General features: G+C 70.5%; 8 protein-coding genes. 6 read left to right on the top strand and 2 right to left on the bottom strand.

Annotated elements, in window-relative coordinates; all coding sequences use genetic code 11:
- Positions 1–304: 304 nt before the first annotated feature.
- The 5 genes from ABZX11_RS42905 to ABZX11_RS42885 all read left to right on the top strand — a co-directional run bounded on the left by ABZX11_RS42905 (position 305) and on the right by ABZX11_RS42885 (position 8274).
- Positions 305–2287, top strand: coding sequence for a maltotransferase domain-containing protein (locus ABZX11_RS42905; RefSeq protein ID WP_354924306.1), 1983 nt, complete (start codon positions 305–307; stop codon positions 2285–2287).
- Positions 2288–2329: 42 nt separating this feature from the next.
- Complete coding sequence (gene treS, locus ABZX11_RS42900) at positions 2330–4138, top strand: maltose alpha-D-glucosyltransferase (protein WP_354924304.1); 1809 nt, start codon at positions 2330–2332, stop codon at positions 4136–4138.
- Positions 4139–4143: 5 nt separating this feature from the next.
- Positions 4144–5523, top strand: coding sequence for an aminoglycoside phosphotransferase (locus ABZX11_RS42895; RefSeq protein ID WP_354924302.1), 1380 nt, complete (start codon positions 4144–4146; stop codon positions 5521–5523).
- The gene (gene glgB, locus ABZX11_RS42890; RefSeq protein WP_354924300.1) at positions 5520–7727 is read left to right on the top strand and encodes a 1,4-alpha-glucan branching protein GlgB; all 2208 of its coding nucleotides are present in this window, start codon (positions 5520–5522) and stop codon (positions 7725–7727) included. Before ABZX11_RS42895 ends, glgB begins: the two co-directional genes overlap by 4 nt.
- A gap of 154 nt (positions 7728–7881) precedes the next feature.
- Positions 7882–8274: a hypothetical protein gene (locus ABZX11_RS42885; protein WP_176176100.1), complete on the top strand. Its 393-nt coding sequence runs from the start codon at positions 7882–7884 to the stop codon at positions 8272–8274.
- A gap of 55 nt (positions 8275–8329) precedes the next feature.
- Here ABZX11_RS42885 and ABZX11_RS42880 read toward each other — a convergent pair whose 3' ends face one another.
- Complete coding sequence (locus tag ABZX11_RS42880) at positions 8330–9733, bottom strand: RNA polymerase sigma factor (protein ID WP_176176101.1); 1404 nt, start codon at positions 9731–9733, stop codon at positions 8330–8332.
- Between the two features lie 172 nt (positions 9734–9905).
- On the bottom strand, positions 9906–10670 hold the full coding sequence (gene ppgK / locus ABZX11_RS42875) for a polyphosphate--glucose phosphotransferase (protein ID WP_176178274.1): 765 nt from the start codon (positions 10668–10670) through the stop codon (positions 9906–9908).
- A 67-nt stretch (positions 10671–10737) separates the two neighbouring features.
- Here ppgK and ABZX11_RS42870 point away from each other — a divergent pair, with 67 nt between their 5' ends.
- On the top strand, positions 10738–11556 hold the full coding sequence (locus tag ABZX11_RS42870) for an inositol monophosphatase family protein (RefSeq protein WP_354924297.1): 819 nt from the start codon (positions 10738–10740) through the stop codon (positions 11554–11556).
- The last annotated feature ends 126 nt before the right edge of the window (positions 11557–11682 follow it).

The following is an 11682-nucleotide window of genomic DNA, read 5'->3' as shown; positions in this document are numbered from 1 at the left end:
GTACCTGGAGGGTCGGCTCACCAACCGACCCTCCAGGTACGCAAGCCGACCGTCCAGGTACGCCGGCCGACCGTCCGGGTGCGCGAATCGTCCATTCGGGTACGGGTGTTGGCCGTTCGGGTTCGCGTGTCGTTCGCGCGCCGGCTTAACCTGCCGGACATCCGCTGGAAATTCGTTGCGGCGAAAGCGTTTCAGCAGGCGCGCACTGGGTACAAGCCTTAAGAACCCTGCCTCGTGGGCGCTTGATCGAGTCAGGCAGACTGTCGCCGTCTGCGTCCAACCGACATATCGAAGGGCGTTGCCCATGACCGGCCGGCTCGGCATCGACGACGTCTCCCCCAGCGTGAGCTGTGGCCGTTATCCGGCCAAAGCCGTTGTGGGGGAACACATCCCGGTCTTCGCGACCGTCTGGCGCGAGGGTCACGACGCCGTCGCGGCCACCGTCGCGTGGCGCGGTCCGGAAGACCGGCTGACCCGTCAGACGCGGATGGCGCCGCGCGGTCCCGACCACCCGGACGAGTTCGCCGCGGTGATCGCCCCGGACACCACCGGGCTGTGGACGTTCCGGATCGACGCGTGGAGCGACCCGTGGGCGACGTGGGAGCACGCCGTCGAGGTGAAGGTCGCCGCCGGGCAGGGACCCGAAGACCTCGCGAACGACCTCGAAAACGGCGCCCGGCTGATCGAGCGCGTCTCCCGCCGTCCCGACCGCCGGGGTGAGAAAGCGCTCTTGACCGGCGCGGTGAAGGCCCTGCGCGACGAAGAGCGCAGCCTCGCCGAGCGCGTCGGGCCCGCGCTCTCGCCCGAGGTCCGCCAGGTCATGCACGAGTTCCCGGTGCGGGAGCTGATCACCAAGGGCAAGCCGCTCAAGATCTGGGTCGACCGCCGCCGCGCCGCGTACGGCTCCTGGTACGAGCTGTTCCCCCGCTCGACCGGCGGTCTCGACGCCGAGGGCCAGCCGGTGCACGGCACCTTCGCCACCGCCGCGACCGCGCTGGACCGCGTCGCGAAAATGGGCTTCGACGTCGTCTACCTCCCGCCCATTCACCCGATCGGGCGAGTGAACCGCAAGGGGCCGAACAACACCCTCGACGCCAAGCCGGAGGACGTCGGCTCGCCGTGGGCGATCGGCGCCGACGAGGGCGGTCACGACGCCATCCACCCCGAGCTGGGCACCTTCGAGGACTTCGACGCCTTCGTGGGTCGCGCGGAGGAACTCGGCATGGAGGTCGCGCTCGACTTCGCGCTGCAGGCCGCGCCCGACCACCCGTGGGTCCTCAAGCACCCCGAGTTCTTCACCACCCGCCCGGACGGCTCGATCGCCTACGCGGAGAACCCGCCGAAGAAGTACCAGGACATCTACCCGATCAACTTCGACAACGACCCCAAGGCCGTCTACGAAGAGATGCTGCGGGTGATCACCGTCTGGATCGACCACGGGGTGAAGATCTTCCGGGTCGACAACCCGCACACCAAGCCGCCGGACTTCTGGGCCTGGCTGATCCAGTCGGTCAAGGACGCCCACCCGGACGTGCTGTTCCTGGCCGAGGCGTTCACCCGCCCGGCGCGCCTGTGGGGCCTGGCCCGGCTCGGCTTCACCCAGAGCTACACGTACTTCACCTGGCGCACCGGCAAGCAGGAGCTGATCGACTTCGCCATCGACCTGCGGGAACACTGGAACGAGGGCCGGCCGAACCTGTTCGTCAACACCCCGGACATCCTCCACGAGTCGCTGCAGCGCGGCGGCCCTGGCATGTTCGCGCTGCGGGCGGCGCTCGCGGCGACGATCTCGCCGACGTGGGGCGTCTACTCCGGCTACGAGCTGTTCGAGCACGTCCCGGTCCGCGAGGGCAGCGAGGAGTACCTCGACTCCGAGAAGTACCAGCTGCGCCCGCGCGACTTCGAACGCGCGCTCGCCGAAGGGCGTTCGCTGGAGCCGTGGCTGGCGAAGCTGAACGCCGTCCGCAAGGCGCACCCCGCGCTGCAGCAGATGCGCACCCTGCACTTCCACCACGTCGACAACGACGCGCTGCTGGCCTACTCCAAACAGGACCCGGCCACCGGCGACACCGTGGTCACGGTCGTCACCCTCGACCCGTACGGGCCCCAGGAGGGCACGCTCTGGCTCGACACCGGCGCGCTCGGCTTCGAAGCGCACGAACGGCTGATCGCGCACGACGAGGTCACCGGCGACACGTGGGACTGGGGTCCGGCGAACTTCGTCCGGCTCGAACCGTGGCGGGCCGTGGCGCACGTCGTGTCGGTCAGGCGACGGCTGGCCGGCTGAGAGAACGGAAGGACAGGAATCCGAGGGACTGAGGTGGAACAGATGGCGGATGAGACCCGGCCTGACGCGGTGTTGGGGCTCGAGGGCGTGCCGCACACCGGCGAAGCGGTGACCGCCGACGGCATGCTCGTGGAACCGCAGGCCGGCGACTTCCGGTCGGCGCAGCAGGCGCCGAGCAACCCGGAGTGGTTCAAGGGCGCGGTGTTCTACGAAGTGCTGGTGCGCGCGTTCGCCGACTCCAACGGCGACGGCACCGGCGACCTGCGCGGCCTGGCCGGGAGACTCGACTACCTGGCCTGGCTGGGCATCGACTGCCTGTGGCTGCCGCCGTTCTACGCCTCGCCGCTGCGCGACGGCGGGTACGACATCAGCGACTTCCGCGCGGTGCTGCCGGAGTTCGGCAGCGTCGAGGACTTCGTCTTCCTGCTGAACGAGGCCCACCGGCGCGGCATCCGGGTGATCACCGACCTGGTGCTCAACCACACCTCGGACGCGCACCCGTGGTTCCAGCAGTCGCGCAGCGAGCCCGACGGCCCGTACGGCGACTACTACGTGTGGAGCGACGACGACTCCCGCTACGCCGACGCGCGGATCATCTTCGTCGACACCGAGACGTCGAACTGGACCTACGACCCGGTCCGCGGCCAGTTCTACTGGCACCGGTTCTTCTCCCACCAGCCCGACCTGAACTACGAGAACGTCGACGTCCAGAACGCGATGATCGACGTCCTGCGGTTCTGGCTCGACCTCGGCATCGACGGGTTCCGGCTGGACGCCGTGCCGTACCTGTTCGAGCAGGAGGGCACCAACTGCGAGAACCTGCCGCGCACGCACGAGTTCCTCAAGCGCTGCCGCAAGGTCGTCGACGACGAGTACCCGGGCCGGATCCTGCTGGCCGAGGCGAACCAGTGGCCGTCGGACGTCGTCGAGTACTTCGGCGACCCGGCCGTCGGCGGCGACGAGTGCCACATGGCGTTCCACTTCCCGCTGATGCCGCGGATCTTCATGGCCGTCCGGCGCGAGTCGCGCTTCCCGATCTCGGAGATCCTCACCCAGACCCCGGAAATCCCCAGCGGCACCCAGTGGGGCATCTTCCTGCGCAACCACGACGAGCTGACCCTCGAGATGGTCACCGACGAAGAGCGCGACTACATGTACGCGGAGTACGCCAAGGACCCGCGCATGAAGGCCAACATCGGCATCCGCCGAAGGCTGGCGCCGTTGCTCGACAACGACCGCAACCAGCAGGAGCTCTTCACCGCGATGCTGCTGTCCCTGCCGGGTTCACCCGTTCTGTACTACGGTGACGAGATCGGCATGGGAGACAACATCTGGCTCGGCGACCGCGACGCGGTGCGCACCCCCATGCAGTGGACCCCGGACCGCAACGCCGGGTTCTCCTCCTGCGACCCGGGCCGCATCTACCTGCCGGTGATCATGGACCCGGTGTACGGCTACCAGGGCCTGAACGTCGAGGCGCAGTCGAACAACGCGTCGTCGCTGCTCAACTGGACCCGCCGGATGATCGAGGTGCGCAAGCAGCACCACGCGTTCGCCGAAGGCGAGTTCGTCGACCTCGGCGGGTCCAACCCGAGCGTGCTGGCCTACAAGCGCCAGTGGCGGCGCCCGGACGGCGGCGAGGACGTCGTGCTCTGCGTGAACAACCTGTCCCGGTTCCCGCAGCCGGTGGAGCTGGACCTGTCCGCGCACCGCGGGTGCACGCCGGTGGAGCTCACCGGTGGCGTGCGGTTCCCCAGCATCGGGGACCTGTCGTACCTGCTGACGCTGCCCGGGCACGGCTTCTACTGGTTCCAGCTGACGAGCCCGGGAGACGAAGGCGAAACGAGGTGAGTTCCTTGTCCGACCCGCGCGAGCTGGTCGACGACCTGACCGAGGACCTGAAGCGCTGGCTGCCGGAGCAGCGCTGGTTCGCCGGCAAGGACCGGCCGGTCACCGACGTCCGGACGCTCGGTGTGACCGAGCTGGTCTCGGGTGATCCGCAGCTGCTGCACGTGGTCGTGGAGGTCGCCCAGGACGACCGGCGCGAGCCGTACCAGCTGCTGGTGGGCCGGCGGACGCACCCGCCGGAGATCGCCTCGACCAGCTGGATCGGCGCCGTCGGGGACCTCAACGCCTACGAGGCGTCCGGGGACCTCGACGTCACCGGCGTGCTGCTGGACCTGATGGCCCGCGAGGAGACCGTCGGGTCGCTGACCTTCGAGCACGAGCCCGGCGTGGAGCTGGAGACCGGGCTGCGGGCGCGGCCGATCACGTCGGAGCAGAGCAACACGTCCCTGGTCTACGCCGGGCAGTACATCCTCAAGCTGTTCCGGAAGCTGTCGCCGGGCAAGAACAAAGACCTGCTGCTGCACCGCGCGCTGCAGGGCGTGGGCAGCAAGCACATCGCGGCGCCGCTCGGCTCGATCACCGGCGACCTGGACGGCGAGCCGACCACGGTCGGCATGCTCCAGCAGTTCGTCTCCGACGCGGTCGACGGCTGGGCGATGGCCACCACCAGCGTCCGCGACCTGATGGCCGCGCCGGACCTGCACGCCGGTGAGGTCGGCGGCGACTTCGCCGGCGAGGCCGAGCGGCTCGGGCGGGCCGTCGCCGAGGTGCACGCGGACCTGGCCGAGGCGCTCGGCACCGAGCCCGTGGACGCCGACGAGCTGGAACGCTCGGCGAAGGCGATGCTCGACCGGCTCGACACGATCGCCGGGCGCGTACCCGAGCTGGCCGTGCACGCCCCGGCGCTGCGGGCGGCGTTCGAGAGGGTGCGCACCCTGCCGCTGGACTCGGTGACCATGCAGTACATCCACGGCGACCTGCACCTCGGCCAGGTGCTGCGGACCGTCGGCGGCTGGCTGCTGATCGACTTCGAGGGCGAGCCGGCGGCCCCGGTGGAAGAGAGGCACGCGCTCCGCTCGCCGTTGCGCGATGTCGCGGGCATGCTGAGGTCGTTCGACTACGCGGCCCAGCAGATGCTGGTCGGCCAGCCGGACGACCCGGCGCTGGCCGAGCGCGCCCACGAATGGTCGGAGCGCAACCGGGCGGCGTTCTGCGAAGGGTACGCCGCGGTCGCGGCGGACCCGCGCGAGCAGGGCGAGCTGCTGCGCGCCTTCGAACTGGACAAGGCGGTCTACGAGGTGGGCTACGAGCACGCGAACCGGCCGGACTGGCTCGGCGTGCCGCTCGCCTCGATCGCCCGGATCACTAGCGGAGGGACGACACCGTGAACGCGGTTCCCGAAGGCCTCCCGGCCGCGGCCCCGCCGGCCGCGGACATCGACCGGCTGCTCGCCGGGTCCCACCACGACCCGCACTCGGTGCTGGGTGTGCACGCGGTGGGCAAGGGCTTCGCGGCCCGGGCGCTGCTGCCCGGCGCGAAGGCCGTCACGCTCTGCGCGGGCGGCCAGAAGTACCCGATGGACCCGGTGATCGACGCGCTGTTCGCCGTCGCCGTGCCCGAGCACCCCGGCGACTACCGGTTCGAGGTCGAGTACGACGGGCACACCGCCGTCGCCGACGACCCGTACCGCTGGCTGCCCACGGTCGGCGAGCTGGACCTGCACCTGATCGGCGAGGGACGGCACGAGCGGCTCTGGGAGGCGCTCGGCGCGCACGTCCGCTCCTACGAGACGCCCAACGGTGTCGTCGAGGGGACGTCGTTCGCGGTCTGGGCGCCGAACGCCCGCGGCATCCGCGTGATCGGCGACTTCAACGGCTGGGACGGGCGCGGGCACCCGATGCGCTCGCTCGGCTCGTCCGGCGTCTGGGAGCTGTTCGTGCCCGGCGTCGGCGCGGGCACCTGCTACAAGTTCCGGATCCTCGGCGCCGACGGCAACTGGCACGAGAAGGCCGACCCGCTGGCGTTCGCCACCGAGCAGCCGCCCGCGACGGCGTCGGTCGTCACGCGCTCGGCGCACCTGTGGGAAGACGACGAGTGGGTCGCCCAGCGCGAAGCCACCCAGTGGGCCGCGGCGCCGATGAGCATCTACGAGGTCCACCTGGGTTCGTGGCGGCCCGGGCTCGACTACCGCGAGCTGGCCGACCAGCTGGGCGACTACCTGGTCGAAACCGGTTTCACGCACGTGGAGCTGCTGCCGGTGTCGGAGCACCCGTTCGGCGGGTCGTGGGGCTACCAGGTGACGTCGTACTACGCGCCGACGTCCCGCTTCGGCTCGCCGGACGACTTCCGCTACTTCGTCGACCGCCTGCACCAGCGGGGGATCGGTGTGCTGGTGGACTGGGTGCCCGCCCACTTCCCGCGCGACAGCTGGGCGCTGGCCCGCTTCGACGGGACTCCGCTGTACGAGCACGCGGACCCGCGCCGCGGCGAGCAGCCCGACTGGGGCACGCTCGTGTTCGACTTCGGCCGCAACGAGGTCCGCAACTTCCTGGTCGCCAACGCGCTGTTCTGGCTCGACGAGTTCCATCTCGACGGCCTGCGCGTGGACGCCGTCGCGTCGATGCTGTACCTCGACTACTCCCGCAAGGACGGGGAGTGGCTGCCCAACCAGTACGGCGGCCGGGAAAACCTGGACGCGGTGCGGTTCCTGCAGGAACTGAACGCGACCGTCTACAAGCGACACCCGGGTGTGGTGATGGTCGCCGAGGAGTCGACGGCCTGGCCAGGCGTCACCCGGCCCACCCACCTCGGCGGCCTCGGGTTCGGTTTCAAGTGGAACATGGGCTGGATGCACGACACGCTCCGGTACCTGTCCCACGAGCCGATCCACCGCGCGTACCACCACAACGAGATGACGTTCTCGCTCGTGTACGCGTGGAGCGAGAACTTCGTGCTGCCGCTGTCGCACGACGAAGTGGTGCACGGCAAGGGATCCCTGTGGGGCCGGATGCCGGGCGACGCGTGGAACAAGGCGGCCGGGCTGCGCTCGCTGCTGGCGTTCATGTGGGCCCACCCGGGCAAGCAGCTGCTGTTCATGGGCGGCGAGTTCGGCCAGCCGGGGGAGTGGTCGGAGTCGCGGTCGCTGGACTGGCACCTCATGGAGGAGCCGCTGCACCTCGGCGTGTGGGAGCTGCTGCGGTCGCTGAACACGATCTACCGCTCGTCCCCGGCGTTGTACAGCCAGGACACCTCGCCGGAAGGCTTCGCCTGGATCGACGCGAACGACTCCAGCGGCAACGTGCTGAGCTTCCTCCGCATCGGCGCCGACGGCTCGCGCCTGGCCTGCGTCGCCAACTTCGCCGGGGTCCCGCACCACGACTACCGGGTCGGGTTGCCGTCGGCGGGCCGCTGGCTGGAGGTGGTCAACACCGACGCCGAGGCGTACGGCGGCTCCGGCGTCGGCAACATGGGCGCGGTGGAGGCCACGGAGAAGCCGTGGCACGGCCAGCCGGCCTCCGCGGTCCTCCAGCTGCCGCCCGCCGGGGTCCTCTGGCTGGTCGAGGAAACCCCGGAGACCCCCGAACTCCCGTAACGCGCGTGTCCCGAGGGGCATCACACGTGACCGGGCGGGCATCACCCCGATGCCCCTCCAAACACGCGTGATGCCCCTCTGATCACAGGTGATGCCCCGGCAATCACGCGAAAAGCCTTCCGCGGGCCGGGCCCGGCGGGCTTACCATCGGGGCATGGACGGCTCCGGTGGTGTCGTCGCGAACCTGATCCTCTTCGCCGTGGTCTGCGTCGCTCCCACGGTGGTGTTCTGGTGTGCGCTGCGCGTGCCGAAGCTGATCGACCGGATCCGTTCGAGGCGAGCGGGGCCGCAGCCGGAAGGTCCGCCGATCGAACGCGTCGCCGCGGACCTGCGGCGGGTGCACCGCCTGCTCGCCGGCTACCCGTCCGGCACACCCGCCGCCCGCCGGATCGGCACCCGGCAGGCGTACGACGAGCTCCTCACTGTGGCCTGCCGCCAGGTCGGCGTCCCGCACCGGCTCGGGGAGCTGCCCGAGGGGATGGACCGGGAGATCGAACGCCTGCGCGTCGAACAGTCACTCCGGGAGCGCGGCCTGGCGGTGCCCTGAAACGCGGAAACCCCGCCACCGAGGTGACGGGGTTTCCGTTGTGCCGGAAGGACAATCAGTCCAGGTAGTCCCGCAGGACCTGCGACCGCGACGGGTGGCGCAGCTTGGACATCGTCTTCGACTCGATCTGCCGGATGCGCTCGCGGGTCACCCCGTACACCTGGCCGATCTCGTCGAGCGTGCGCGGCTGGCCGTCGGTGAGACCGAAGCGCAGCCGGACCACGCCCGCCTCGCGCTCGGACAGCGTCTGCAGCACCGACTGGAGCTGGTCCTGCAGCAGCGTGAACGACACCGCGTCCACCGCGACGACCGCCTCGGAGTCCTCGATGAAGTCACCGAGCTGCGAGTCGCCCTCGTCGCCGATCGTCTGGTCCAGCGAGATCGGCTCGCGCGCGTACTGCTGGATCTCCAGGACCTTCTCCGGGGAGATGTCCATCTCCTTCGCGAGCTCTTCCGGGGTCGGCTCGCGGCCGAGGTCCTGGAGCAGCTCGCGCTGGATGCGGCCCAGCTTGTTGATGACCTCGACCATGTGCACCGGGATGCGGATGGTGCGGGCCTGGTCGGCCATCGCGCGGGTGATCGCCTGGCGGATCCACCACGTGGCGTACGTCGAGAACTTGTAGCCCTTGGTGTAGTCGAACTTCTCCACCGCGCGGATCAGGCCGAGGTTGCCCTCCTGGATCAGGTCCAGGAACGCCATGCCGCGGCCGGTGTAGCGCTTGGCCAGCGAGACCACGAGCCGGAGGTTCGCCTCGAGCAGGTGGTTCTTGGCGCGCTCGCCGTCACGCACGATCCACTTGAGATCGCGGCGCATCTGGGTGACGAGCTTCTCGCCCTCCTCCTCGGCGGTGCGCACGCGCTCGGCGGCGTAGAGCCCGGCCTCGATCCGCTTGGCCAGCTCCACCTCCTCCTCCGCGTTCAGCAGCGCGACCTTGCCGATCTGCTTGAGGTAGGCACGCACGGAGTCGGCCGACGCGGTGAGCTCGGCGTCCTTGCGCGCCTGGCGCAGGGCCTCCGACTCCTCCTCGTCCCAGACGAAGTCCGGGTTGTCGGAGCCCTTCGCCGCCTTGTCGGCCGCGGCACCACGGCGGCGCGCCGCCGGGGTCTCCTCGTCGGCTTCCTCTTCGTCGTCATCGTCGTCGTCGGCCGAGTCGGTGTCCGGCTCGTCGCTGACCGTCTCGTCGACGACGTCGACCTCGACCTCTTCCAGGTCCGACAGGTCGGGCGAACCGAGGTCGTCGTCCTCGAGTTCGCCGGGACCGTCCGGCTCGCCGTCCTCGGTCTTCGGGCCCTTGGTCACGGCCTTCTTCGCGGGCGCCTTCTTGGCCGGCGCCTTCTTGGTGGTGGTGGTCTTGCGGGCCGCCGGCTTCGCCGTCCCGGTGGCTGCCTCTTCGGCCGGCTCGCCGGCTGCGGTCGCTGTCTTCGTCCCGCCTCGGGTTGCGGTTCTTGCGGCTGCCACTTACGCCCTTTCGCAGCGGTCGATCACGACGAGCAACGGCCTGGGGCCACTGCTGCCTCACATTCGGGGATCACGCCTCGGCCTGCGGTTTTGCCCTCCGCAGCCGTGGGCCGTGTTCCATTGTAACGACGGTACGCGCATGCGGTGCGAAGCGATCACCCCCAACGCCGTTTCAGTGCTGGATGCCCTCCGCCGCGGCGGCCGCCGCGCCGACGATGCCGGCGTTGTTCTGCAGGCTCGCGACCAGCACCGGAGTGCGGATGTTCAGCAGCGGCACCCATTTCTCGGCCTTCTTGCTGACCCCGCCGCCGACGATGAACAGATCGGGCCAGATCAGGTTCTCCAGCACGGTCAGATAACGGTGCACGCGCTTGGCCCATTCGGGGTAGGAGAGCCCCTCGTTGTCCTTCACCGACGCCGCCGCGCGCTTCTCGGCGTCGTGGCCGTCGATCTCGAGGTGGCCGAATTCGGTGTTGGGGACGAGCTTGCCGTCCTGGAACACCGCGCTGCCGATGCCGGTGCCGAAGGTGAGCAGGGCGGTCACGCCGGTACGCGCGACCGGGTCGCCGAAGCGGATCTCCGCCATGCCCGCGGCGTCGGCGTCGTTGAGCATCGCCACCTGGTCGACATCGACGCCGAGCCGCTTGGCGAACAGCGCGTCGGCGTCGGTGCCGATCCACTGCTTGTCGATGTTGGCCGCGGTGTGCGCGACGCCCTTCTTGACGACCGCGGGCAGCGTCACGCCGACCGGGCCGTCCCAGCCCGCCTGCGTGACGATGTCGTGCACGACGTCCGCCACCGCCGACGGCGTGGACGGCTTCGGCGTCTCGATCCGGATCCGCTCGCCGATGAGCTGCCCCTTGTCCAGGTCGACCAGGGCACCCTTGATCCCGCTGCCGCCGATGTCGATGCCGAAACCTCGGCGGGTCGCCTCCACCACGGACGTGGTCCCTTCTCGCACGATTCAGAAGCCTGCCTCGGAGACTTTAACCGGATGTGGTGACATGTCGGACGTGGGAGTTGACGAGTCGTTGCTGAAAAGCGTCGCGGTGCAGGTCGCGACGGAAGCCGCCACCCTGGTCCGCGAGGCGTGGGAGGGCATGGCTTCCGGTCGCGCGGTCGCCGTCGGGACCAAGTCCGGGGCGACCGACGTGGTGACCGCGGTCGACCACGAGTCCGAGCGCCTGGTGCGCTCCCGGCTGGCTGCTCTGCGGCCCGGGGAGCCGGTGCTGGGCGAGGAGGGCGGTGGTGCCGCGGGCGACGGCGTGACGTGGGTGGTCGACCCGATCGACGGGACGGTCAACTTCCTCTACGGGCTGCCGTGGTTCGCGGTCTCGGTGGCCGCCCAGGTCGGCGGCGAGTCGGTGGCGGGCGCGGTGGTCGAGCCGGCGAGCGGCCGCGTGTGGTCGGCGGCCCGCGGCCAGGGCGCGTACCTGGACGGACGGCGGCTGGCGGTCTCGGCGCCGTCGGCGCTGGAAGTGACGTTGGTCGGAACCGGTTTCGCGTACTCGCCGGCGCGGCGGACGCGCCAGGCGCGGTTCGCGGCCTCGCTGCTGGGGCACGTGCGCGACATCCGCCGCAACGGGGCGGCTTCGCTGGACCTGTGCGCGGTGGCGGCGGGCTGGCTGGACGCGTACGTGGAGCACGGCCTCAACCGCTGGGACTGGGCGGCGGGCGCGCTGATCGCGGCGGAGGCGGGCGCGCGGGTGGCGCTGCCGGGGACGGCACCGGAGCTGGGTGCGGACGCGACGTACGCGGCGGCACCGTCGATCGCGGACCCGCTGCGGAAGATCCTCGCCGACTGCGGCGCGGCGGAGGTCTGAGCGGATCCCGGTGACCGAGACGGTCGGCTCGCGTACTTGAGGGGTCGGCTTGCGCACCCGGACGGTCGGCCCGCGTGCCTGGAGAGTCGGCTTGCGTGCCTGGAGGGTCGGCTCGGCAGCCGACCC

Source organism: Amycolatopsis sp. NPDC004169, from assembly GCF_040610315.1.
GTDB lineage: Bacteria > Actinomycetota > Actinomycetes > Mycobacteriales > Pseudonocardiaceae > Amycolatopsis.
Note: the sequence above shows the minus strand (reverse complement) of the source record. Positions and strands in the feature narration are given on the sequence as shown.